The organism is Rhizobium sp. 007, assembly GCF_015353075.1.
Lineage (GTDB): Bacteria > Pseudomonadota > Alphaproteobacteria > Rhizobiales > Rhizobiaceae > Rhizobium.
The window spans coordinates 1,519,710-1,543,919 of record NZ_CP064187.1 but is presented as its reverse complement, the minus strand read 5'-3'; the positions used below and the strand labels follow the sequence as shown (position 1 = coordinate 1,543,919).

26 protein-coding genes and 1 tRNA gene are annotated in these 24,210 nt (G+C 59.9%); 10 read left to right on the top strand and 17 right to left on the bottom strand.

The annotated features are described in order from the left end of the window. Positions 1-228: 228 nt before the first annotated feature. On the bottom strand, positions 229-555 hold the full coding sequence (locus tag ISN39_RS07840; RefSeq protein WP_246763306.1) for an HNH endonuclease: 327 nt from the start codon (positions 553-555) through the stop codon (positions 229-231). A gap of 33 nt (positions 556-588) precedes the next feature. Here ISN39_RS07840 and ISN39_RS07835 point away from each other — a divergent pair, with 33 nt between their 5' ends. Next, positions 589-771: a DUF3606 domain-containing protein gene (locus ISN39_RS07835; protein WP_074068047.1), complete on the top strand. Its 183-nt coding sequence runs from the start codon at positions 589-591 to the stop codon at positions 769-771. Between the two features lie 192 nt (positions 772-963). Further along, entirely contained in the window at positions 964-1,149 is a 186-nt protein-coding gene (locus ISN39_RS36185; protein ID WP_074068045.1) for a hypothetical protein, read from the top strand. A gap of 202 nt (positions 1,150-1,351) precedes the next feature. Here ISN39_RS36185 and ISN39_RS07825 read toward each other — a convergent pair whose 3' ends face one another. After that, positions 1,352-2,152, bottom strand: a complete 801-nt coding sequence (locus ISN39_RS07825) for a hypothetical protein (RefSeq protein ID WP_194730284.1) — start codon at positions 2,150-2,152, stop codon at positions 1,352-1,354. A gap of 179 nt (positions 2,153-2,331) precedes the next feature. Here ISN39_RS07825 and ISN39_RS07815 point away from each other — a divergent pair, with 179 nt between their 5' ends. The 5 genes from ISN39_RS07815 to ISN39_RS07795 all read left to right on the top strand — a co-directional run bounded on the left by ISN39_RS07815 (position 2,332) and on the right by ISN39_RS07795 (position 4,640). Beyond that, positions 2,332-2,496 carry a hypothetical protein gene (locus ISN39_RS07815; protein ID WP_194729668.1) on the top strand — a complete coding sequence of 55 codons (165 nt, stop codon included), beginning with the start codon at positions 2,332-2,334 and terminating at the stop codon, positions 2,494-2,496. Positions 2,497-2,511: 15 nt separating this feature from the next. Next, positions 2,512-2,847, top strand: a complete 336-nt coding sequence (locus tag ISN39_RS07810) for a hypothetical protein (RefSeq protein ID WP_194729667.1) — start codon at positions 2,512-2,514, stop codon at positions 2,845-2,847. Positions 2,848-2,884: 37 nt separating this feature from the next. Next, a complete protein-coding gene (locus ISN39_RS36180; protein ID WP_246763305.1) occupies positions 2,885-3,076 on the top strand; it encodes a hypothetical protein in 192 nt (63 codons plus the stop codon). Positions 3,077-3,205: 129 nt separating this feature from the next. After that, positions 3,206-3,649 carry a hypothetical protein gene (locus ISN39_RS07800; protein ID WP_194729666.1) on the top strand — a complete coding sequence of 148 codons (444 nt, stop codon included), beginning with the start codon at positions 3,206-3,208 and terminating at the stop codon, positions 3,647-3,649. Between the two features lie 229 nt (positions 3,650-3,878). Then, the gene (locus ISN39_RS07795; protein ID WP_348651970.1) at positions 3,879-4,640 is read left to right on the top strand and encodes a TylF/MycF/NovP-related O-methyltransferase; all 762 of its coding nucleotides are present in this window, start codon (positions 3,879-3,881) and stop codon (positions 4,638-4,640) included. Positions 4,641-5,087: 447 nt separating this feature from the next. On the opposite strand, the gene ISN39_RS07790 is transcribed toward ISN39_RS07795, so the two are convergent. Further along, positions 5,088-5,585 (bottom strand): hypothetical protein, encoded by a 498-nt coding sequence (locus ISN39_RS07790; protein ID WP_194729664.1) that lies wholly within the window; start codon positions 5,583-5,585, stop codon positions 5,088-5,090. A 130-nt stretch (positions 5,586-5,715) separates the two neighbouring features. Next, a tRNA-Lys gene (locus ISN39_RS07785) sits at positions 5,716-5,791 on the bottom strand. 193 nt (positions 5,792-5,984) lie between these two features. Between ISN39_RS07785 and ISN39_RS07780 the strand changes: the two genes are divergently transcribed. Then, positions 5,985-6,734, top strand: a complete 750-nt coding sequence (locus ISN39_RS07780; protein WP_194729663.1) for a cytochrome c biogenesis CcdA family protein — start codon at positions 5,985-5,987, stop codon at positions 6,732-6,734. 59 nt (positions 6,735-6,793) lie between these two features. Here the strand turns inward: ISN39_RS07780 and ISN39_RS07775 are convergent, their stop codons facing one another. The 5 genes from ISN39_RS07775 to cysG are packed head-to-tail and all read right to left on the bottom strand — an operon-like array spanning position 6,794 to position 11,997. Continuing rightward, on the bottom strand, positions 6,794-8,005 hold the full coding sequence (locus ISN39_RS07775) for a UbiH/UbiF family hydroxylase (RefSeq protein ID WP_194729662.1): 1,212 nt from the start codon (positions 8,003-8,005) through the stop codon (positions 6,794-6,796). Between the two features lie 36 nt (positions 8,006-8,041). Next, positions 8,042-8,554, bottom strand: a complete 513-nt coding sequence (locus ISN39_RS07770) for a DUF934 domain-containing protein (RefSeq protein WP_194729661.1) — start codon at positions 8,552-8,554, stop codon at positions 8,042-8,044. Positions 8,555-8,564: 10 nt separating this feature from the next. Next, positions 8,565-10,235 carry a nitrite/sulfite reductase gene (locus ISN39_RS07765; RefSeq protein WP_194729660.1) on the bottom strand — a complete coding sequence of 557 codons (1,671 nt, stop codon included), beginning with the start codon at positions 10,233-10,235 and terminating at the stop codon, positions 8,565-8,567. A gap of 8 nt (positions 10,236-10,243) precedes the next feature. Then, on the bottom strand, positions 10,244-10,558 hold the full coding sequence (locus ISN39_RS07760) for a DUF2849 domain-containing protein (RefSeq protein WP_194729659.1): 315 nt from the start codon (positions 10,556-10,558) through the stop codon (positions 10,244-10,246). A 2-nt stretch (positions 10,559-10,560) separates the two neighbouring features. Then, on the bottom strand, positions 10,561-11,997 hold the full coding sequence (gene cysG, locus ISN39_RS07755) for a siroheme synthase CysG (RefSeq protein ID WP_194729658.1): 1,437 nt from the start codon (positions 11,995-11,997) through the stop codon (positions 10,561-10,563). A 249-nt stretch (positions 11,998-12,246) separates the two neighbouring features. Between cysG and ISN39_RS07750 the strand changes: the two genes are divergently transcribed. Continuing rightward, the gene (locus ISN39_RS07750; RefSeq protein ID WP_074068030.1) at positions 12,247-12,834 is read left to right on the top strand and encodes a nucleoside deaminase; all 588 of its coding nucleotides are present in this window, start codon (positions 12,247-12,249) and stop codon (positions 12,832-12,834) included. 6 nt (positions 12,835-12,840) lie between these two features. Further along, positions 12,841-13,680 (top strand): nucleoside triphosphate pyrophosphohydrolase, encoded by an 840-nt coding sequence (mazG, locus tag ISN39_RS07745; RefSeq protein ID WP_194729657.1) that lies wholly within the window; start codon positions 12,841-12,843, stop codon positions 13,678-13,680. Between the two features lie 382 nt (positions 13,681-14,062). On the opposite strand, the gene hflX is transcribed toward mazG, so the two are convergent. The 8 genes from hflX to dusB form a co-directional block, all read right to left on the bottom strand. Continuing rightward, a complete protein-coding gene (gene hflX, locus ISN39_RS07740; RefSeq protein WP_194730127.1) occupies positions 14,063-15,388 on the bottom strand; it encodes a GTPase HflX in 1,326 nt (441 codons plus the stop codon). Positions 15,389-15,465: 77 nt separating this feature from the next. Then, complete coding sequence (hfq, locus tag ISN39_RS07735; protein ID WP_003539403.1) at positions 15,466-15,708, bottom strand: RNA chaperone Hfq; 243 nt, start codon at positions 15,706-15,708, stop codon at positions 15,466-15,468. 110 nt (positions 15,709-15,818) lie between these two features. Continuing rightward, entirely contained in the window at positions 15,819-16,682 is an 864-nt protein-coding gene (locus ISN39_RS07730) for a D-amino-acid transaminase (RefSeq protein ID WP_194729656.1), read from the bottom strand. Between the two features lie 61 nt (positions 16,683-16,743). After that, entirely contained in the window at positions 16,744-18,108 is a 1,365-nt protein-coding gene (locus ISN39_RS07725; RefSeq protein ID WP_022715522.1) for a sigma-54 dependent transcriptional regulator, read from the bottom strand. Continuing rightward, the gene (locus ISN39_RS07720; RefSeq protein ID WP_074070256.1) at positions 18,098-20,368 is read right to left on the bottom strand and encodes a PAS domain-containing sensor histidine kinase; all 2,271 of its coding nucleotides are present in this window, start codon (positions 20,366-20,368) and stop codon (positions 18,098-18,100) included. Before ISN39_RS07720 ends, ISN39_RS07725 begins: the two co-directional genes overlap by 11 nt. 224 nt (positions 20,369-20,592) lie before the next feature. Next, positions 20,593-22,044 carry a nitrogen regulation protein NR(I) gene (gene ntrC, locus ISN39_RS07715; protein ID WP_039844829.1) on the bottom strand — a complete coding sequence of 484 codons (1,452 nt, stop codon included), beginning with the start codon at positions 22,042-22,044 and terminating at the stop codon, positions 20,593-20,595. Further along, positions 22,041-23,186 (bottom strand): nitrogen regulation protein NR(II), encoded by a 1,146-nt coding sequence (locus tag ISN39_RS07710; RefSeq protein WP_074068023.1) that lies wholly within the window; start codon positions 23,184-23,186, stop codon positions 22,041-22,043. The genes ntrC and ISN39_RS07710 overlap by 4 nt, the downstream gene beginning before the upstream one ends. Continuing rightward, positions 23,183-24,205: a tRNA dihydrouridine synthase DusB gene (dusB, locus tag ISN39_RS07705; protein ID WP_194729655.1), complete on the bottom strand. Its 1,023-nt coding sequence runs from the start codon at positions 24,203-24,205 to the stop codon at positions 23,183-23,185. Before dusB ends, ISN39_RS07710 begins: the two co-directional genes overlap by 4 nt. Positions 24,206-24,210: the final 5 nt, after the last annotated feature.

The following is a 24,210-nucleotide window of genomic DNA, read 5'->3' as shown; positions in this document are numbered from 1 at the left end:
CGGACGTTCGTTGACCCGCACACCGCGCCCCGAGATCGCCCTTCGCCTCCCCCTTCGAGGAGGTCAATCCAGCACGGACCAGTAACTCCACAAGAGCTACTCCGCTCCTGCGCTCCGCATCATCCAACTGAAGCGTCGGCAGCCCCCAGCGGCCTCACCGTGCCCGAACGCCCGTCTCGCCGTACCCCCATGTACGCGCCTGCGATGCCGAGGACGAAGGCGAAGCCGCTACCCCATCTCAATTGGATAACCATCGAGGCCATAGGTCACGACCATCTTGCCGTGATCAATCATCTTCTTCGCACTATCGTGATGATGTTTGCACAATGACTGCAGGTTCGACGGATCGAAGAAAAATTCGCCGCTGCCCTGTGAGCTTTGATGTGGTCGACGATCGTCGCCTCGGTCACCTCTTCCCGTGATCAGGCAGAAACGACAAAGAGGTTCCATTGCCAACTGGTATTGGCGCAGTCGTTTCCACTCTGCTGTATCGTAAAGACGATGCCAGACTTTGGCCTCCGCTGAGCGCCGATCCGGAACCTTGGATTCCGTCATACGTTCAGCACCTGCAGTGGAAGGAGGCCAGCTATGGCAGACGACAAGAGCAAGCGTGGAGCCGCAGACCGCAACAAGGTCGCTGGCGGCGAACCTTACGAGGTTAGCTACTTCGCCAAGAAGCACGGCATCAGCCGGGATAAGGCTGAGGCAATTATCAAGAAGCACGGATCTGATCGTGAGGCCGCGAATAAGGCGGCAGAAAAGATCAAATAGCAAAAGCGGCAGGGAGGCGCCCGGTTTATCAGTTCCGGACCTCAGCCTGCCGCACGATCACCTTTCGTTCGCGGAGGAGGCGCGCCAGGTAATGGCTGAACGGCGCAAAAAAGGCGCCAACACGACTTATTTTATTTCTTTCTAAATTATACTTTGGTATAGGTCTCCCCAACTGTATGGGAGGAGTAACGTATGCAGCGAGTGGAACCGAATAACATCGGCACCGGAGCCACGACCCGTGTTTGGTCGGTCAAGGATTTTTCCAAACGGCGCCGACTTAAGGAGGAGGAAGAGGCTCGACTGCTACAATTGTTTGGACCATTCGCGTCCGCCAGCGAACTGCTGCACAACGCAACACGAGAGCCGCGGTGGCGGTAGGGTTCGGGACAGTCCCGGCGATCAACGCGAGTTAATACGTCCGCGGATCGGCAGCGCCCCAAACGGATGCGCAATGGCGGCCTCTTTCATACCTATACGTCACAATGCGCCACGTTTGGGCACATGGGCTGCAACTTTCTCGTTATTGTTCGCCGCTGTCAGAGTTCTGGCAGCTTCAACTAGCGCAGCCTTACCAGCCCGGTCAGCGTATTCTTCGGCGTATCCAAGCCGGATGCCGATTGATTTGAGTGTGCCTCGACCGGCAACTTCTTCGATCACGGCTGCCGCTTCGCCTTGTTTGAACCTCGGGCGTCTCCCAAGCTGGAGCGCCGCTGGACGTGTTTCCCTTGGGGTTTGACATGCCGCCCAGAAAAACTGCGCCCTTAGCTACCGCATCCTCACACTTCATTGCGCCGACAGGCAGCTTCTCGAACGACACAGCACCATCGATGCACAGACTGCGCAGCAGCCGTCGACCTTCCTCGACATCGGTAAGCGGATCCAGCATCGGCGGCAGCACGGGCCGGTCAGACATATTCCTGGCGAGTGGTGCGGCTTCGAAAGGTGACGGTGTCGTAGCCTTCGTAGACAGGTAGCGGCCAGGATTGCGCTGCGAGGTTTTGGTGGAACTCCCCGGAGCAACCCGATCTACCGGTCGAAGTTTGTGACCCTTTTTGGTCACCGCCCATTCGACCAACCGCCCACGCAAGAACTTGAGTGGGCCGAATGAGATGCGCTCGCCAGTCTTTTCGTCTTGTTCGATCTTTTGCTCGGCGCCCTCTACAGCCGTCATCAACTCGCCGATCGTAGGGGGAATTTCTTGTCGGTTGTCGGCAATCTCTGCAGACCAGTTGCTCGCGGGTTTTGGCAAGGCAGCGGCCATCGCTGGTGCCAACGCCGGATAATTGTCGAAGAGCCAGCGGAGCGCCGGAAGCGTACCGCGATAGCGTGGCTGCCGCACCTTGCGCGGGCTGTTGTCGTTGGGCGACATCGGCTGTGCCATGGTCTGAGCCTGTGGCACGCTTCAGGGCGGCCGCCAGCGGCTTTGTCTCGGCAGCGGACAGTGCGCGATCGAATAAGACGAACGGCTGGTAGTTGCCTGCAGAGGTCTCGAGCACAAGGTTCGGCCCGATCGGCATTTCGCCTGCTTTGCCAGTGTCAGCATCTAAGTCGACAATCGAAATGCTGGACGCTGCGCTTGTACAGGACAGCACCACCGGAGCCGGCACGAACCTCGTCTCGATGTTTCAAACAAATAGCGTCGCCGTCCAGGCCCTGGTCGCATTCGCCGCCGAGCGTCTTCGCGATAACGCAATCGCCCAGGTGACTGGCATCGAGTGGGCCTGAACCGGGAGATACGGCATGTCTTTGACCGACGAGATGATGAAACAATTCGGGGTCGACGCGCTCACGAAGCCGATGACGAAGGGCGAGGCCTACCAATTACTCGACGCGCTGAAGTCCGTTCTGCTTGAGCACAAGGGCCGCCTCGACGCATTGGAAGCCAGCGGCATCAAATATTGCGGCACGTGGCAGCGCGCACTGCCCTACCGCAAAGGCATGGTGGTCACGAGTGCTGGATCGATGTGGACGGCTCGATACAAACGCAAGCGGGTTGATTTTCACCAGCGCAGCGGGGGCGATCACGATGAAGAAGGCGGCAGAGGCTACCCTAAAGCGTGGATATACCCATTTTAGGCTTGAACAGGCTCAAACGGCGCAGGGGTCGCGTTTCGTGGGTATGAACACTAATACAAGCGGTTTCGGGCAAGCCACGGTCTACGGCAACACAGCTTATGGAAGCTATAGCGGCTCGTCGTTCAGCACGCCCATGTATGCACCGACCGCCCAAATTGGCGTCACCGTCGTCATGTTCCATGCCAACGAGGCGGGTGCCAAAGGTGCATTCGATGCCGCCGACTGCTAGCGAAGAAGGGCAAGGTGTAAGGTCGCCGTTCTTCATTGATCTTGAATGACGGGCATCCTTGCGGATGCCTGTTTTCATTTGGGATTTCCGTAAAAGAATGACTTGCCGTTCGGGCCGAGAACGGCGCAAATGCTTAGAGCAATTGCCGAAAGTGACAATATAAGAGATGCGAAGCATGCTTCGTATTTACCCGAGTTAGACGACGATACCTTCACCGCCGCCGTCGACCAACAGCTTGGACACCACGCTCAGAACGTGGAGCGGATTCAGCTTGATGCCATTTTCGAAATAGGGCGGGAGCTGGCCACCGCCCAAGAGCTTTTCAAATACCGGCGCGATGAAGGCGGGTTCACCGGCTGGTTAGGCACGAGATTACCTCAAATTCAGGTGCGGTCGGCCTATAAAGCTATTCAGATTTGGCAGGGAATAGACGCCGATTTGTTGGCTATTCTAGCCAACATTTCGGAGGCCGGTTTACTTGAAGTCGCCAAAGCCGAACCGGACATTCAGGCTCTCATTGCCCGGCGCGTCGAGGCCGGGAAATCTTCACTGCCGCAAAGGTCAAGGAGTTGACTGTCGAGGCCGCCGCGGCAAAGGCAGAACTGAAGCACGGCGAATGACTGGAAATGATCAGAAGCAATTTGCCGTTTAGCCATAGTATTCAATGAGCTCGCTGTAGGTTGGCATGAGAACAAAATAGGATTTAATTCCCATTTCGTCAAGCACGACCGATAAGCGACTGCACTTTGACGTGAAGAAATTTTGGTTTCTCAGTTGTATTCTCACGTATGTTGGTCCCATTATGAAATCTGTCTTTAAAAGAGAGGGGTGTGCTATGAGAGAGCTTTTCAGAAGCGTAGCTCGCGTCGTCGGTCTGGAGAGGCCAGCGCGCCAAACGTGGCGGGCGCTCCGGGCAAGAGGCTGGACACCCTGGTGGCCCTTGGTGCCCGAGGACGCTTTCTGTGACTGCGTTCGCCAAGCCGTTGCGAAGCTTCAAGAACTAGAGCCTTCCGAGCGTCTAGGAGACTATCTCGAATTCGGGGTCAGCCGAGGAACCTCGCTGGCCTGCACGTACAGAACTCTACGTGACGCGGGTCTAAACCATATGCGCCTCATCGGGTTCGACTCCTTCGAGGGACTGCCAGTGGAGGCCGACAAGGAGGGCTGGGCCAAAGGTGAATTTCACTCAACCATTCAGGCAACTCGGAATTATCTCAAACGTCAGCAGGTCGACCTTGGGCGGATCACTCTCGTGAAGGGGTGGTTCAAGGATACGCTCACGGAAGAGACCCGCCGGCATCATGCAATCGAGAAGGCAAGTCTCATCATGATTGACTGCGATATCTACTCTGCGTCTAAGGATGCTCTGAACTTTTCTGAGCCCCACATCCACAATCAGGCCGTCGTTATGTTTGATGATTGGGGTTGGCGTGAGGAGCAGAACGAAGTCGGCCAGAAGGAAGCGTTCGGGGAGTTTCTTGCTGACCATTCTGATCTCATCGCAGAACCGATGCCCTCATACTTGCCGCAAGCAAGAGTTTTCCTTGTAAGGCGCGGACCGTAAACTTCCAAGAAGACGGTTTATAGGAGTGGCACTTGCTGCGTCGCTTCTCGTATCTAACGCATGGGCCGATCAGACTTTCATCGTCTGCAAGCTTACCAAAACCGTCGATGAGAAGGGCGCTGCTTCTGCAATCACTGGCACAGATGTCGTTGTGATCGACACCCAACCTGACGGTTCAAGCACTTACACGGTTCAGGCGGGATGCCGGGAAAATACGCTAACAGCAAAGGTCAGCGATACTGAATTGATGTTCGAGTGTAAGCACGCTGCTGTGGAGACATATAGCTACCTAATGACGATTAATCGCGTCAGTGGCGAGTACGTCAAGATATTCACGACTTCTGCGTCGTCCGGCCTCGTGCACTACGGGCATTGTGCTCCGAGTAATCGGCAATTTGATATCCGGTGGATAGCTTCGCCGCTGACATCGCCGCCACGACCGGGGCATCAGCGGCGGGTCGCAATGCCCCACAGCCCGGCGAGGTCGTCCAGCCCCATGCGGAGCATGTCGGCCGCCGTCAGCCGCTCGCGCTTGCTCACCAGGAGCTCAGTCAGCGAATAGCCTTCGCCGCACACCGCAGACACGAGCCCATAAAGCCGCGCTCCGAGCAGTGCCCGGCATCGGGCGAGTTCCTTGCCGGAATTCACTTGCCGTTCGGTGATCGGGTCCCGGACCTTGCCGCCGTCGACATGTTCGCGGCCGTAGTCGATGGCGCTTGCGCCCTTCCCACCCATCGCCTCAAAGAGGGCGCGGACCCGATCAGCAGCGGCAACCTGGGCGGCATCGAGTACACCGCGCGAGGCGAGCGTGGTTATTGCGCTTTCACGGATGTTGACGACAGCCGCAATTTTGCGCGGGTTTGCTGAATCGGCCGGATGAGCGCGGGAGAAGTAGGGATTCGGCACGAGGGTCGGGCGAAGTCGGGCTTTCGATGGCGCTGGCATGGCCGCAAGGATGCCAGATTGCCGGGGAAACGGGAAGCCAACTTTCCCCGAGATTTTCCCCCAAGGCGATTCGTCGGTCGAAATCGTTTCAGCTATGAAGCAGTAACTTATTGCTTTTATTAATGTTTTTTGGTGAGAGCGATGGGGCTCGAACCCATGACCTACTGATTAAAAGTCAGTTGCTCTACCAGCTGAGCTACGCTCTCCCTTGACGCCTTGAACCCAAAAACAGCCCCGGCCGGAAGTGCGCGGAACATATGCAGGCGACCTATTGCGGTCAACCGAAAAATCTCCCTTTTTCGCCGCGTTAGGCATATTTCTTGCCGGGGCTCGAAAAGGTGATTGGCATTCGGTGGGTTGCGGCGCTAAACATCCGCCAGATTCAGACGGAGAGAATGCGTGTCGATTGCCGATATTTCCCTGTTGAGCGCCCTGCTTGCGGGTGCCCTCTCCTTTCTCTCCCCCTGCGTGCTTCCCCTCGTTCCGCCCTATCTCTGCTACATGGCGGGCATATCCGTCGAGCAGTTCCGGGGCGGCAATGCTGTCGCGGTTGCGCCCGATGTCCGGCGCGGGGTGCTGTTTTCGGCGCTGTTCTTCACGCTCGGGTTCGCCACGGTCTTCGTCGCGCTCGGCGCCGGCGCTTCCAGCATCGGAATGATGCTGCGCCAGCATCTGGATCTACTGGCAAAGATCGGCGGCCTCATCATCATCCTCATGGGGCTAAACTTCCTCGGCGTCTTCCGAATCGGGCTTTTCGCGCGCGAGGCCCGTTTCCAGAGCGGCGGAAAGCCGGCGACGCTGACCGGCGCCTATATCATGGGACTTGCCTTCGCCTTCGGCTGGACGCCCTGCATCGGGCCGGTGCTCGGCGCCATTTTGGGGGTTGCAGCATCGCGCGAGACCGTCGGCGCCGGCGCGGGGCTTCTCGCCGTCTATTCGCTCGGCCTCGCTATTCCCTTCTGGATCGCCGCCGGCTTTTCCGGTGCCTTCATGAATTTTCTGGCGCGCTTCCGCCGCCATCTCGGCACGATCGAAAAGATCATGGGAGGCTTCCTCGTGCTCACGGGGCTCGCCTTCATCTTCGGTTTCGTCAGCGATACTGCCATCTGGTTCCAGCAGACCTTTCCGATCTTGATGCGGATTGGCTAAAGGCAGCACATCATAGCCTGCCTTGCAAAGAGTAAGCCGCCGTTCCGATCGCGATCAGATCAGCCTTTCTTCCGGCTGAATTTTTCCCGCAAGGCAGTCGGAATATCCCGCAATCCCCGACCCGGCTCGATGCCTTCGCGCATGACGACGCTGCGTAGCGGTGGAAACGCCGACAGGATGTGGAGGCCCGCGGCGCGCAGCATCTGCACCGGCAGGAAACCCGAGAGAAGCGAGCGGTTCAGCAAATCGACGCTGACCGTTCGCGTCATGATGTCGGCGCGGCGCCTGCGGTCAAACCGATCGCCCGAATCAGCTGGTATCGGCAGTTCGGCCCGGTCGCAGAGAATATCCGTCAACGCCATGATATCGCGCAGGCTGAGATTGAGGCCTTGTGCTCCGATCGGCGGGAAGACGTGCGCGGCTTCTCCGATCAGCGCCATCCGGCCCTTGCCGAAGCGGTGCGCCATCATGCCCGAAAGCGGCCAAATCTGGACGCCTTCCTCGACGCTCACCTTGCCGAGCAGCGACTGCATCCGCTCTTCGACGACATTGCTCAATTCGGCAAGCGACAATTCGAGTCCGGCGGCGGCATCCGACGGATTCTGTACCCAGACGAGGCTAGAGCGATTGCCGCGCAAGGGCACCTGGGTAAAGGGGCCGCATTCGGTGTGAAATTCCGTCGAGGTGTTTTCGTGCGGCAGCGAATGGCTGAAATTCAGCACCATGGCCGACTGCGGATAGGACCAGTTGCGCGCGCCAATGCCGGCTTTTTCCCTAAGCTTCGATTTGCGACCGTCGGCGCCGGCAGCAAAATCTGCAGACAGCATCTCGCCGCCCGCCAGCATAATGGAAACGGCATTCTCGCCGATATCAATGCTGTCAGCAAAAGCAGTGAAGCGCGTGATATTGCCTTCGATGGCGACCGCCGCCTCGAGCACGTCGGTCAAACCCTTGTTCGGGAAGTTGTAGCCGAAGGCGTCGAGCCCGACTTCGACGGAGCGGAACGTCGTGGTTGGTGCACGCAGCAGGCGACGTGTGCCGTCGATGATGCGCATGCTTTTCAGCGGCGCGGTCTCGGACTTCAGCTTTTCCCAGAGCGCCAGGCGATCAAGGAAGCGGATCGACTGATCCATAAGCGCCGTCGTGCGCCGGTCCTCGGTCGCGGCGGGAGGGGCAATCAGCGCCACGCTGCGGCCGCCGCGGGCGAGCGCGATCGCGGCCACCATGCCGGCAAGACCGCCACCGATCACCGCCACTTCGAAATGTTTCATTGCATCGCTTCCGTCATCAGAGACGGCGAGCCGGCATTATGCCGCCGGCTTCGCCTGACGGCGCCAACTATAGCCCTTGCCGACCTCCGCGTCACGCACAGCCGGCTGATAATGATGGGGAATTCCGGGCAGCCGGTTTTCGGAAAGGCGCTTGAGCGCCGTTTCATTGGTCACGGCGAAGCTGTCGATCCCGACGCGCAGCATCAACGGGATCTGGTCGATTAGCACATCGCCTACCGCCCGCAATTCGTTGGCATAACCCAGTCGCTCGCGCAGCAGCGAAGCATGGCTGAAGGCACGGCCGTCGCTGAATGCCGGAAAAGCAACGGCGACGATATCGAGGCGATCGAGGTAAGGCTCGAGCTTGCGGACGTCGTCGGCGGGCTTGATGAGCACACCAAGCCCGACATCGTTGCTCTCTCCGGCCATGGCGATCAGCTCGTCGAGGCCGAGCAGAGGCTTCTGATCTTCGGTCGCTTTCACCTCATCGCTCTCGATCACCCAGGGATCGTTGGCGACAAAACCGGTTTCTCTCCAAATCTTCGTCATCATCCCCTCCTTATGCCGCTTCCGCGGCCGCGCCATAGAGCGCGTCCTTGAAAGGCTGCGGTCCGACGCGGCGATAGGCTGCAAGGAAGGTTTCAGACGGGTCCCGGCGGATGCCGAGATAGGTATCGACGATCGTCTCGATTGCGTCCGTCACCTTGTCCGGTTCGAAGCCGCGGCCGATGATCTCGCCGATCGAGGTGTGTTCGTCGCCGGAACCGCCAAGCGTGATCTGATAGAGTTCGGCACCCTTCTTCTCGACGCCGAGCAGGCCAATATGGCCGACATGGTGATGCCCGCAGGCGTTGATGCAGCCTGAAATCTTGATCTTCAGTTCGCCGATCTCCGCCTGACGGGCCGGATCGCCAAATCGCTTGGAAATCTCCTGCGCAACCGGAATGGAGCGCGCATTGGCGAGCGCGCAATAGTCCAGCCCCGGACAGGCAATAATATCCGTGATGAGGCCGGCATTGGCAGTTTCGAGATCGGCCGCGACCAGGCCGCGATAGACGGCTTCCAGATCGCCCAGCGCCACATGCGGCAGGATGAGGTTCTGTTCGTGGCTCACGCGAATTTCGTCGAAGGCATATTCCTCCGCGATGTCGGCAACAGCATCCATCTGCGCGTCAGAGGCATCACCCGGGATGCCCCCGATCGGCTTCAGCGAGATCGTTACCATGCCGTAATCGGGGTTCTTGTGGGGCGCTACGTTCTGCTGCACCCAGCGGGCAAATGCCGGATCGGCCCTCTTCCAGCGGGCAAGGTTCTCCCAGCCTTCGGCGCGTTCCGGCAGCACGGGCGGCGCGAAATAGGCGGCGATCGCCTGGACGTCCTTCTCCGGCAGCTTGAGCTCGGTATCCTTGAGCTGCACGAACTCAACCTCGACCTGGCGCGCCAGTTCTTCGGCACCGGTCTCGTGCACGAGGATCTTGATGCGCGCCTTGTACTTGTTGTCGCGGCGGCCGTGCAGATTGTAAACGCGCATGATCGCGGTCGTGTAGGACAGCAGGTCCTCTTCCGGTAGGAAGTCGCGGATCAGCTTGGCGACCATTGGCGTGCGGCCCTGGCCGCCGCCGACGTAAACGGCAAAGCCGATCTCGCCCTTGTCGTTCTTCTTCAGATGCAGGCCGATATCGTGGACCTGGATCGCAGCGCGGTCGCGCTCGGCGCCGGTGACGGCGATCTTGAACTTGCGCGGCAGGAAGGAGAATTCCGGATGCACGGACGACCACTGGCGCAGGATTTCCGCATAGGGACGCGGATCGGCGACTTCGTCCGCCGCGGCACCGGCGAAATGATCCGCCGTGACGTTGCGAATGCAGTTGCCGGAGGTCTGCATGGCATGCATCTCGACCGTCGCAAGTTCGGCAAGCACGTCCGGCATGTCGGAGAGCTTCGGCCAGTTGAACTGCAGGTTCTGGCGGGTCGTGAAGTGACCGTAGCCGCGGTCGTAGGTGCGGGCGATATGAGCGAGCATGCGCATCTGGCGCGAGGAGAGCGTGCCGTAGGGGATGGCGATGCGCAGCATATAGGCATGGAGCTGCAAATAGACGCCGTTCATCAGGCGCAGCGGCTTGAACGCATCCTCGGCAAGCTCACCGGACAGACGGCGCTGGACCTGGTCGCGAAACTGCTCGACGCGCTCGGCGACAAAGGCGTGGTCAAATTCGTCGTAACGGTACATCAGCTTCCTCAGACTGCAATGAATTCGGGATCGGCCGGCTTGTAGCCCGGCGCATATTCCATGGTCGGGCCCTGGGCGCGGATGCGCTCGCGGAGGCGGAGCGGCCATAGAACTCCGTTGGTTTCCTGAACTTCGATGACGGCAACGTCAACGACCTTGTTGTCGGCATAGGATTTCTTGCCGATCTCTTCCAAAGCCGTCACGGCCTCGGCATGGCGGGCGATGAGCGCATCCTGCAGCGAGGTTACCCATTCGCCGCCGGCGTTAAGCCAGACCGCCACGCCGTCCGTCAGCCTGTTGGCGGTCAGAACCTTGTCGACCATGTTCAGCTCCTTGCAAATTCCGGCGCGGTGGCCTCATGGCGCACCAGTGGCTCGGACAGTTCGAAATTGGCGCCTGCGACGGCATCGCCGATAATGACCATGACCGGTCCGGTCAACTCGTCACGATGCTGCAAGTCGGGAAGATCGCGCAGAATGCCGTGCAGTAGGCGACGGTCCGCACGGCTGGCATTCTCGACGACGGCAACGGTCGTCTCGGCGGGAAGCCCAGCGCTCATCAGCCGCTCGGAGACCGAAGCTGCGACAGTACGTCCCATATAGACGGCGATCGTCGCGCCGGACACGGCAAGGCTTGCCCAATCGGGCAGCACGTCGCCGGTCAGATCATGCCCGGTCGTGAAGACCAGCGACGAGGCAACGCCGCGTAGCGTCAGCGGCAGCTCGAAATCGGCTGCGGCGGCGAAAGCGGAAGTGATGCCCGGAACGACCTCGTAGCCGATGCCCGCGGCACGCAGCGCCGCCATCTCTTCCCCTGCCCGGCCATAGACCAGCGGATCGCCGGATTTCAGGCGCACGACGCGCTTGCCCTGGCGTCCAAGCTGGACAAGCAGATCGTTGATCTCTTCCTGCGATTTCGAATGGCAACCCTTGCGCTTGCCGACCGAAAGGCGCTCGGCATCGCGGCGGCCCATATCGACGATCGCCTGCGGCACCAGCGCATCGAAAACGATGACGTCGGCTTCCATCATCACGCGCTGGGCGCGCAACGTCAGCAGATCTTCGGCTCCAGGACCGGCACCGACGAGCCAGACGCGACCGTCAACCTTTTCCGCCGAGCGCAGGAGGCCGTTTGCGGCACGCCGCGCTTCGGGAAGATTGCCGTTTGCAACGGCGTCCGCCACGCGACCAGAGAAGAAACGGCGCCAGAAGACCCTTCTGGCGACGCCGCGTGGAACGAGATGTTCGACGGTCCTGCGGTAGCTCGTCGCAAGATCGGCCAGGCGGCCGAGCGACGGGGAAAGCAACTGATCGACCTGCGCACGGATCATCTGCGCGAGCACCGGGCCGGCACCTTCCGTGCCGATCGCAACGGCGACCGGCGCGCGATTGACGAGAGCGGGCGTGAAGAAATCGCAATAGTCCGGCTGGTCGACTGCATTGGCCGGAACTCTGACCGCCCGGGCAGCTTCCACGACCGCGCGATCTTCGGCAGCATTACCGGTTGCAGCAAAAACAAGCGTCGCACCGTCCACCTGCTCGGGCGAGAAAGCGCCACGGACCGTTTCGATTCGATTGGAAATCAGGAACGAATGATAATCAGCCTCGGGATGGTCCGCATAAGCAACAATGCGGGCGCGCGTGTTCAGCAGCAGGCGCACCTTGGCGAAGGCCTCGTCTCCATTGCCGAAAACGGCTGCGATCCGCCCTTCCACACGGAAGAATGCGGGAAACACCGATAGCTGTTCGTTGCTGGAAGGCATTATCATTCCACTTCGAAGTTGGTCGACTATGCCTTTTACGGTCAACGGATTGAAGAAACAGAAATTCGAAAGCCTCGCTGAGCGCGTATTCTTTTGCTCGCCATCTCAAGGATTTGAGAAAAGTCGCCCGGTCGTTTGAAAATGCTGCTGCAGCGCATCATAAGTTAGTGACAAATGCGCAGATTCGGCGGGATCATGCATTCCGCTTCCCGGCGGCAACCGGTAAACTGCACGAAACAGGAGAACACCATGCGGGAAAAGACGATTGCTCCCCGTCTTCTCGAAGTCATCGAGAAGCATATCCTGCCGATCACCGAGCTCGGCGTTTCCGAGGGCAACAAGGTCTTCGGCGCGGCAATCCTGCGTAAGTCCGACCTGGCGCTGGTCGTCGCCGAAACGAACAACGAACTGGAAAATCCGCTATGGCATGGCGAAGTCCACACATTGAAGCGCTTTTACGAACTCTCCGATAAGCCCTCGACCAAGGATCTCATCTTTCTCTCGACGCACGAGCCCTGCAGCATGTGCATGTCGGCGATCACCTGGGCGGGTTTCGATAATTTCTATTATTTCTTCAGCCATGAGGATTCGCGCGACAGCTTTGCCATCCCGCATGATCTGAAGATTCTGAAGGAGGTCTTCGGCCTCGAACCGGGCGGATACCGCCGTCACAACGCATTCTGGAACAGCTTTGCGATCGCCGATCTCATCGAAACCGAGGACGAACCGCTGAAAACCGGTCTGAAAGCGCAGGCCGCCAGCATCAAGGCCCGCTACGATGCGCTGTCCGACATCTATCAGGCGTCCAAAGACGCCAATGCCATCCCCTTGAACTGAGATATCATGGAAGCTTCAAAAGATATTTCGCGCCTGATCGAGATCATGGCGGCACTGCGCGATCCCCAAACCGGCTGCCCCTGGGACATCGTCCAGACCTTCGAAACGATCAAGCCCTATACGATCGAGGAAGCCTACGAGGTCTCCGATGCGATCGAACGCAACGACATGGACGACCTTTGCGAGGAACTTGGCGACCTGCTGCTGCAGGTCGTCTTCCATGCCCGCATGGCCGAGGAAGCCGGCGAATTCACGTTCGGCGACGTCGTCGAAGCCATCACGCGCAAGATGATCCGCCGCCACCCGCATGTCTTCGCGCGATCCGATGCCAACACGCCGGAACGCGTCAAGAAGCAGTGGGACGAGATCAAGCAGGCGGAGAAACACGAACGTGCCGAAAGGCGCGCAAGGCGCGGCGTTTCCGAAGATTTCAAGGCAGGCTTTCTTGGCTCCGTGCAGCGGAGCTTCCCCGCGCTCACAGAAGCGCTGAAACTGCAGGAACGCGCAGCAAAGGTCGGCTTCGACTGGTCGGCGCCAGAGCCCATCCTCGACAAGATCGAGGAAGAGATCGGCGAGCTTCGTGCCGCACTCAAGGAGGACAATCACGCGAAGGTCAGCGATGAACTCGGCGACCTGATCTTCGCCATTGCCAATATCGGCCGGCATGTACAGGCCGATCCCGAGCAGGCGCTTCGCGGCACGAACACGAAATTCAGGCGTCGATTCAATCACATCGAGAAAACGCTTGAAGCAGATGGCGAAACACTGGAGGCGGCAACGCTGGAGCGCATGGAGGAAATCTGGCAGGCCGCCAAGGCGATCGAGCGGGCGGTCGCGGGGGGCTAGTGTCGAGGGTCGACGCTTATTCGTCGAATCTGCCGCCTTCGGCATAGGTGCCTGAAGGCGAAGCCGCAGGGTCTCGAAGGATCTCCTCCCCCGTAGGTCGCCTTTGCGGTATGGATCCGCTGAATGACTGCCCATTGCCACCAGCGTCCATCCCGTACTGGCCTCACAGGAAGCCAGCCACCGCGCGTCCGCGCGGTGAATGACTCACATGCCACGAGAGAAAAGTCTCCTGCACCCAAGGACTTGAGATCGCTGCGACAGGCATAGGGATGAGAAAGGAGGCAAGGCGACATCAAACAGCGACAGCTTCTGTGCCGAACCGTCTTTTCATCCGCAACGGACGCCGGGTCTCGAATTTGCTTAGAAGCGGTCAGGCGTCTCGCTATTCCCAGTCTTCCTTCTGCGGCTTCGGGCCGTCGCCCATGCGCCGTTCCAATTCGGCGGCTTCGCTTTCGGCGAGCCTTACGTCGAGCGTCACCGTGCCGTCTTCATTGTCTTCGCGGCCGTCGACGATCGAATGTTCGTAAAGCCAGGGTAGCAGCGCCAGCTTGCCCAGAGGCAGCTTGATCGTCGTCGCGGTCATCACGCCGGAAAGGCGCTTGCTGATTTCCTGCATCAGGTGATCGATGCCCTCGCCGCTGATGGCCGAAACAGCGACCACGTTTTCGGCGCCCGCAACCTTCTGCACCATCGCATCATGCGTTTCCGGTTCGAGACGGTCGATCTTGTTCCAGACTTCGACGATGCGTCGTGCCCCTTCAGCCTCGTCGATACCGAGATCTTTCAGGATGCGCATCACGTCTGCGCTCTGCGCCTGATTGTCTGCATCCGACATATCGCGGACGTGGAGGATCAGATCGGCTTCCAGCACCTCTTCAAGCGTTGCGCGGAAGGCGGCGACAAGATGCGTCGGCAGGTCGGAGATAAAGCCGACGGTGTCGGACAGGATGACGGTCCGGCCATGCGGCAGCTTCATGCGGCGAAGCGTCGGGTCGAGCGTAGCGAAGAGCATGTCCTCCGCGAGCACGCCTGCGCCGGTAATGCGGTTGAAGAGCGTCGACTTGCCGGCGTTGGTGTAGCCCACCAGTGCCACGATCGGATGCGGCACCTTCTTGCGCTTGGCCCGGTGCAGCTGGCGGGTGCGGACGACCTGCTCCAGCTCGCGCTCCAGCTTGATGATCCGATCCTGCAGCAGACGGCGGTCGGCTTCGATCTGCGTTTCACCCGGGCCGCCCATGAAGCCGCCGCCGCCGCGCTGGCGTTCAAGGTGGGTCCAGCTGCGGACCAGACGGCCCTTCTGATAGTTCAGATGCGCAAGATCGACCTGCAGCGTGCCTTCCTTCGTCGAGGCGCGGCGGCCGAAAATTTCCAAAATCAGGCCCGTGCGGTCGATGACCTTGGCATTCCACTCCTTCTCGAGATTGCGCTGCTGCACCGGCGTCAGCGGGTGATCGACGATCACCAGGCCGGAATCATGCTCATCGAGCTGCGCCTTGATGTCCTCGATCTTGCCGGTGCCGAGCAGCGTAGCCGGACGCGGGTCGGAGATCGGTACGATCGCGCCGTTGACCACATCCAGATCGATTGCCTCAGCGAGACCGGTCGCTTCCTCAAGGCGGCTTTCCGGCGAGCGGGTCGCAGCTCCTTCGATGGGCGCACTCCTACTCCGCGCCTGCTTGAGCACAGGCACGACGACGGTTGCCCGTATATCATCCCGAAGTCTCTGAGCCTCCGGGATGATGGAATCATTCCTGGTATCGCGTGTCGAAATGACTGCTGACCTTGTTAGGACGCTGCTTCTTCGCTCTCGAACATCTGCATGGGCTGACCCGGCATGATCGTTGAGATCGCGTGTTTATACACGAGTTGCGAATGGCCGTCACGGCGAAGAAGAACGCAGAAATTGTCGAAAGAAGTGACAACGCCCGTGAGCTTTACGCCGTTAATGAGAAAAATTGTGAGAGAAATCTTTTGTTTGCGAACAGTATTGAGAAATAAGTCCTGCAAATTCTGAGAACGTTCCGCCATCGCGCCGCTTCTTTCTTTATTGCCGGCTTGATCTGGCCGGTGAATATTAATCAACCTCTCCTGAAAGACGGATGGTAACCCTCATCCCTTCCGTCCAGCAAATCTTGGTATCAAATCGCAATCTTTTCCGCAACGTCGAAAAAGACTTCTCGAATATTCTGCGAGATCGTGCCGGGATGACCGTTGGCAATTGTCTGCCCGTCGATGGAAACGACGGGAAAACAAATGCTTGTGGCAGCTGTGATGAAGACCTCGCGTGCCGCCAGCATTTCGGCGACGGTGAAGTTCCGCTCGGCGATCCTGAGGTCAAGCTTCACCGCGACATCCATCAGCGTCGTGCGCGTGATGCCGCGCAGAATACCATGTTCGGCAGGGCGCGTGATCAAGGTGCCGTCGGCGTCGACCATCCAGACATTGGTCGCGGCACCTTCTTTCACGCAGCCGTTGGCATCGACATAGATGGCCTCCTGGGCGCCGGCTTCCTTCGCCTGCTGGCGGACCAGGGCATTCGAAAGAAGACCGACCGTCTTGATATCAACCCGATCCCAGCGATTGTCCGGAACGGTGATCGCCTTGATGCCGTTTGCGTTTTTCTTCGCGATGACCGCGGGATCGGTGCTTTTGGCCGTGATGACCAGCGAAGGCTTGGTGCCTTCGGCCGGAAACACATGGTCGCGGCGCGCCACGCCGCGCGTCACCTGCAGATAGAACAGGCCGTTGCGTACCTTGTTGCGGCGCGCCGTTTCACGAATCACATGGATCATCGCCTGGCGGCTCATCGGCCAGGCGATACGCAACTCGCCAAGCGAGCGGTTCAAGCGGTCGAGATGGCGCGTGATATCAACGATGAAGCCGTGACGTATTTCGCAAACCTCGTAGACGCCGTCCGCGAACTGGTAGCCGCGGTCTTCGATATGGACCATCGCATCGGCGTGCGGCACGTAGCGGCCATTTACATAGGAAATTCTCGGCATGGAAAACCTGCATCCAAGGCAATGAAATGGGAAACCGGCGCAGAAAATTGCGCCGGAGCAATCAGACGCCGAGCGACTTCAGCTTACGATGAAGCGCCGAGCGCTCCATCCCCACGAATTCCGCGGTGCGCGAGATATTGCCGCCGAAGCGGTTGATCTGCGCGATCAGATAATCCTTCTCGAACATCTCGCGGGCTTCGCGCAGCGGAAGTGTCATGATGTGGTAGTCGTTCTTGGCGGACACCTTGGGCAGCATGTCGCCGAGGTCCGTCGGCAGCATGTCGGCTGTGATCGGCGCATCCGGGCCATCCGAGCGTGCAAGGATCATCAGCCGTTCGATATTGTTGCGCAGCTGTCGGATGTTGCCTGGCCAGTCATGAGCCTGCAGCACCGCCATTGCATCGTCGCCGATACGGCGCAGGCGGATGCCCGCCTGCTCGGAAATCTGACGCATCAACTGATCGACAAGGAACGGGATGTCCTCCCGGCGTTCCGCCAATGCCGGTACGCGAACGGGGACGACCGCGAGGCGATGGTAAAGATCCTCGCGGAACCAGCCTTCGGCGATGCGGCTTTCCAGATTGTAAGCCGTCGAAGAGATGATACGGACATCCACCTTCACGCGCTTCGATCCGCCGACGCGCTCGAACTGCTGGTCGACAAGCACGCGCAGGATCTTGTTCTGCGTCTCGCGCGGCATTTCCCCGACTTCATCAAGATAGAGTATGCCGCGGTGGGCTTCTTCCAGCGCCCCGGTCTTGCGCGCTTGGCCAGGGGAGCCTTCCGTCCCGAAGAGGGCGACTTCCATGCGGTCCGGCGTAATGTTCGCAGCGTTCAAGGCCACGAACGGCCCGTTGGCGCGCGCCGACTTCTTGTGGATCATCCGCGCCACCAGCTCCTTGCCGGAGCCAGATGCGCCGAAGATCATGATGCGGCTGTTGGTCGGCGCGACCTTTTCGATCGTCTGGCGAAGCTGCGAGACCGCGACGGAAGTGCCGATCAGTTCGACGGCGTCGCCTGCGCGCCGCTTCAGCTCGGATACCTCCCGCTTCAGCTTCGAGTTTTCCAGCGCGCGTTCGGCAATTAGGATCAGGCGATCAGCCTTGAAGGGCTTTTCGATGAAATCGAAGGCGCCGCGTTTGATGGCGGAAACAGCCGTTTCGATATTGCCGTGGCCCGAAATCATGACGACCGGGATGTCGGGATGGCGCGTCTTAATCTCGTCCAGCAATGAGAGACCGTCGAGTTTGCTGCCCTGCATCCAGATATCCAGGAAAATCAAGCGCGGCGCGCGATCGGAAATCGCGGCGAGCGCGCTGTCGCTGTCATGCGCGGTACGCGTCTCGTGTCCTTCATCAGAGAGGATGCCGGAGACGATCTCGCGAATATCATGCTCATCGTCGACGACGAGAATATCAGAGGCCATACACACTTTCCTTGTCATTTGACGCCGGGGCGGCGGGAACCGGCTCGAGACGCGGCAGATGCACGCGGATCATTGCTCCCCTTCCCTGGTCGAAATCGGCGGGCGCATCATGCAGTTCCAACTGCCCGCCATGCTCTTCAATGATCTTCTTGACGATTGCGAGGCCGAGGCCGGTGCCCTTCTCCCGCATCGTCATGTAGGGCTCCAGGATGCTGTGCCGGTTTTCCACCGGCAGTCCCCGGCCGTTGTCGATGACGTCGACCGTGAAGCGGTCGCGGCTCTCGTCCAACGACGCCCTGACGAGAACCTTCCGTTGATCGCGCTCGCCGCTCGGAACAGCCTCGATGGATTCGACCGCATTCTTGATCAGGTTTCCGAATGCCTGGCCCAGCATGCGGCTGTCGAACTGGCCCTCCAGCGGTTTGTCGCCGAATTCCTGCAGGAAGCTCACATGCGTATTGCCCATCTCACGCAGGAAGATGGCATCGCGGAGAATATTGCGCAGATCGGTCTGTTCCTTCGTCGGCTTGGGCATGCGCGCAAAAGCCGAGAACTCGTCCACCATGCGGCCGATATCGCCAACCTGCCGGATGATCGTATCGGTACACTGATCGAAGACTGTGCGATCCTCCTGATTGATCTGCTTTCCGTAACGGCGCTGGATGCGCTCGGCGGAGAGCTGGATCGGCGTCAGAGGGTTTTTAATCTCATGGGCGATGCGCCTTGCCACGTCGCCCCAGGCCGTCGAGCGTTGCGCGATCACGAGATCGGTAATGTCGTCGAGGGTGATCACGTAGGAATCGCTTGTATCGCGAACTTCCTCGCGCGTGACCTGCACGCTCAGCGTTCGCACCGTTCCGCCGCGCACGAGGGCAATCTGCTTGCGGAAATCGCCGCGGTAGCGCGATGCGGCTTCGGTCAGCACCTGATCGACTTCGGGAGCAATTTCATTCAACTGCTTCCCGAGCATCTCGCGCGCCGGCAGCGACATCAGCGTCTCAGCAGAACTGTTGACGATGGTGATCCGCCGGTCGTTCTCGACGCCTATCACCGCGGCAGTGACACCCGACAGCACGGCCTCGATGAAGCGGCGGCGGTCGTCCACCTCGTCCTTCGCCTCCAGAATCTCGTCACGCTGCGTGCGGATTTCCGAAATCATCTTGTTGAACGTGCGGGATAGGTTTGCAACGTCGCCATCGACCGCATGAACCGGCACGACGATATCCATGTTGCCGGACGCCACGCTGTCGGCCGCAGTGATTAGCAGGCGGATCGGGCGGACGATCCGGTCGGCAACGGCTATAGCCGTCCAGATCGCCGCAAGCAGCACGATCAGGGCAAAACCGATATAGAGAACCGCGAACGCGATCTGCAGCGAGACGCGACCCGCCTCCATCGAGCGGTATTCCGTTGCGTTTTCCTCCATCATGCGCATTGCGCCCATGACCTTCGGATCAACGGCGCGCACGGTGTAGAGGAACGCGCTTGGAATCTGCTCGAGTTTGATGATGGCGCCGACAAGGTTGGTTACGCCCGGCGGAATGAGCGTCGGCTGGCCAGCGGCGGCTTTCTGCAGGGCATCCTGCGGGATCGCTGGTAACGGTTTCTCGGTCTTGATGTCCGCCTGAACGATGACAGTGCCGTCGCTTTCAACTAGGAATGCGCCAAGCAGCCCGCGGCCCCGCGCCTGACGCGTCATCAACTCCCCGAAGCCCGTGCGGTCGAGGTTGTAAAGCACCCGGTTGCGTTCCAGGTCGTTCGCCATGGAGATGGTCTGGCCCTGCAGATAGCTGGCGTTCTCCATCATGTAGGCCTGGCCGATATTGCGCGACGAACTGACGATGGATTGCGTGCGCAGCGCGAACCAGCGGTCGAGCCCCGCATTCAGCGTGATACTTGCAAAGATCGCCACCAGGATCGCCGGCGTGATGGCGACGATCGAGAACAGGACGACGATCCGGATGTGCAAACGGGCAGCGGCGCGGCCGCGGGTGCGCGCTTTGAGCAACCGTGCAACTTCGCGTCCGATCAGTGCTATCAGTGCAAGCACGAAGAAGGAATTCACCACGACCGAAGTGATGACGACGCGGGTCGTCGGGTCGATCGGCGTCACACCCAGCAGAATGAAGAGCGTCAGCGTCGCGCAGAGCAACGCGCCGCCGGCCAGGACAAGACCCGGCAGCGCAAACAGCGCCCGGCGATCGGTAACGGTCGAGACCGTATCGCTGTCTGCCGCAGGCGGTGCCGCATCCTGCTTCATCAAGTCATCACTCCAAGCGGCAGAAGCCGGTATGTCACGGTTCATCGACTGGATATGATCGCCATGCATGCAAAGCCCCCGGCGTCTCAGCCTTCTGCTGAAACGGCGCCGGACAGCCTGAAACATGAGCTTCAGCAGTCTCGATGCGATGGCGAAGTCCAAACCCTATGCGTGACCTTTAAGCAACGCATTGTGGCGAAAATGCAACGCGGCCTGCAGCCTTGTCAAGCTGTTCGAGAGCTTCTGTAAACGGAGACGCCGAGTTCGCGGATCTTTTTGCGCAGCGTATTGCGGTTGAGTCCGAGCAAATCCGCCGCTTTGATCTGGTTGCCACGCGTGGCCGTCAATGCGGCGAGGATCAGCGGATATTCCAGTTCCGTCAGCACCCGGTCGTAAAGGCCCGGAGGCGGCAGATTATCGCCGAAACTTGCGAAATAAGTCCGCATGTTTTCTTCCACTGCCTGGGCAATCGTCATTGATCCTGCACGGATCGGCCCCTTGTCGATCGGGCTGTCCGGCACGTCGGAACGAAGCTCGGCTTCGATTATCTCGCGCGTGATCACGTCCTGTGGATAAAGTGCCACCAAGCGGCGGATAAGGTTCTCCAACTCGCGCACATTGCCCGGCCAGGCGTAGGCCTTCATCAGCTCGATAGCTTCCTGGTCAAACCGCTTGGTACCGAGCCCTTCCTTTTCGGCCTGCTGGATGAAGTGCCGAACCAGGTCCGGAATATCCTCGGCGCGGTCGCGCAACGGCGGAAGCCGTAGCGGGACGACGTTCAAGCGGTAATAGAGGTCCTCGCGGAAGAGCCCCTGGTTGATCGCCTGCTTCAGATCCTTGTTGGTCGCCGCGACGATGCGGACGTCCGTGCGGATCGGCGTACGCCCGCCGACAGTCGTATATTCGCCCTGCTGCAGGACGCGCAAAAGACGCGTTTGTGCGTCCATCGGCATGTCGCCGATTTCATCGAGGAAGAGCGTGCCGCCTTCGGCCTGTTCGAAGCGGCCGGTGGAACGGGTCTGCGCCCCGGTAAAGGCACCCTTTTCGTGGCCGAAGAGCTCGGATTCGATGAGGTCACGAGGGATGGCCGCCATGTTGATCGCCACAAACGGTCCGTTGCGGCGCTTGCCGTAATCGTGCAACGCGCGGGCCACAAGTTCCTTGCCGGTACCGGATTCACCCGTGATCATCAGCGTCAGGTCGGTCTGCATCAGGCGGGCGAGGACGCGATAGATTTCCTGCATGGCCGCGGAACGGCCGACAAGCGGCATGCCGTCCTGCATGTCTTCGTCGAGCTTGGCTGGCTTCTTTTTCGGCTCCGCCAGCGCGCGACCGATAATGCCGATGAGTTCCGTCAGGTCGAAGGGCTTTGGAAGATAGTCGTAAGCGCCCTTCTCAGAGGCTTTGATGGCCGTCATGAATGTGTTCTGCGCGCTCATGACGAGCACCGGCAGCTCGGGACGAGCCTTCTTAATTCTCGGCAGCAGATCGAAGGCATTCTCGTCCGGCATCACCACGTCCGTTACGACCAGATCGCCCTCGCCAGCCGAAACCCAGCGCCAGAGCGTGGCGGCATTGGAGGTGATGCGAACATCATAACCTGCACGGCTGAGCGCCTGGTTTAGCACGGTACGGATGGCCGCGTCATCATCCGCGACGAGGATCGTTGCTGTCATCGAGAAGTTCCTGTTGGGTTTGCAATTGCCGCATCATCGGCCGAAGCATCCTTGGAAGCCGGCATAAGGACGCGGAACGTCGTCTTGTTGTTCTGGCTGTCGCATTCGATGATGCCGCCGTGATCGCCGATGATCTTGGCGACCAGTGCAAGGCCGAGGCCGCTGCCGTTCGTCTTCGTGGTGATGAACGGATCGAAGAGATGCGGCAGCAAGTCGGACGGCACGCCAGGACCGTTGTCTTGCACGCAGAACTCCAGCGGCAGCGAGATTTTTTCGCGCGTTCCGGCGACAGAAAGGCGGATGCCGGGGCGATAGGCCGTCGTCAGCATGATCTCGCCGTCCTGCCGGTCTCCGACTGCTTCGGCTGCATTCTTCACGAGGTTGAGGAAGACCTGCACGAGCTGATCGCGGTTGGCGTAAACTGCAGGCAGCGACGGATCGTAATTCTCGGTGATGCGGACGTGCCGGGCAAAGCCTGCCTTTGCCACCGCCTTCACATGGTCGAGCACCGAATGGATGTTGACGGGCAGACGATCGACAGGACGTTCGTCTGAGAAGACCTCCATGCGATCGACCAGCGACACGATGCGGTCGGTCTCGTCGCAGATGAGCCTCGTCAGCGCGCGGTCCTCATCGACGACCGACTGCTCGAGAAGCTGGGCGGCACCACGAATGCCGGAGAGCGGATTCTTGATTTCGTGGGCGAGCATGGACGCAAGGCCCGTCACCGACCGGGCGGCCGCCCGGTGCGTCAGCTGACGGTCGATCTTGTCGGCCATCGAACGCTCCTGGAACACCACGACGACGGAACCGGGCTCGCTGATCACCGGCGCGACGTAGATATCGACCAGCTTGTCCTGGCCAAGACGGGGCGAACTCAGGTCGACGCGGTATTCGTTGACGGGCGCCCTGCGCTCCCGCACCTGATCGATCAGGGCCAGTAGCGGGCTTCCGAACGGAATGAAGGTGGAAATCTTGTAGCGGGCAAGGTGCGACGCGCTAGCGCCGAAAAACGATTCCGCCTCCCAGTTCGCGAAGGCGATCAAGCCCGCCTCGTCGACCATCACCACCGGATTCTGGATCGCGTTCAGCACTGCCATCGCAACGCCGCCGGTATGATCGGCTTGAACCTTGTCCATCATGCCGCCTCCCGGCTTTTTGAAATTTCCAAACCGGCCGCCAGCGCATCGCGAAGGCGCGAGACTACTTCTGCCCGTGTATGCGATGTCATGATTGCCGCCTTCTGCGAAACCGGCAGCAACGGTGCGAAACGCTCCAGATACCAGCCGAGGTGCTTGCGGGCATGGCGGATAGCCGTCGCCTCGCCATAGAAATCCAGCATCATTTCGTAGTGCTCGACGGCAATGTCCGGTATTTTCTCCGGCGACGGCGCGGGTGCTCCAGCCAGCACGCCTGCATGCCATGGCCGCCCCTGACAACCCCGCCCGATCATCACCACATCAGCGCCCGAGCGGCGAAGGATCTCCTGCGCATCTGCCTGTGTGTCGACATCGCCGTTTGCGATCAGCGGAACCGAAATTGCGTTGCGAACGGCGCGGATCGCGTCCCAATTCGCCTTGCCTTCGTAAAACTGCATCCGCGTACGGCCATGAATGGTGATCAGCTTTACCCCTGCATCTTCAGCACGCTTGGCGATCTCTGGTGCATTAATCGAATTGTCGTCCCAGCCGAGCCGCATCTTCAGCGTCACCGGAACATCGACCGCCTTCACGGTCGCCTCGATAAGGCTCAGCGCATGATCCGGATCGCGCATCAGCGCCGAGCCGGAATAGCCGCCGATCACCTTCTTGGCCGGACAACCCATGTTGATGTCGATGATGTCGGCGCCGCTATCGGCCGCGATCTTGGCCGCCTGCGCCATCCAATGCGCCTCTCGGCCGGCGAGCTGCACCATATGCGGCTTGAAGCCGGCAGCCCTCAGTCGCGACCATGATTCGGCCGAATTGTTCACGAGCTCCCTGCTCGCTACCATCTCGGTTACAACCAGGCCTGCGCCATGGCGCCAGGCGAGTTGCCTGAAGGGCATGTCGGTGACGCCGGACATCGGCGCCAGCACAACGCGGTTGCGCACGGAGACATTTCCGATCTGCAAGGGCGCCGCAAGATTTACTGGATGCAATTGATTATCTTTCAGGCACACGAAAC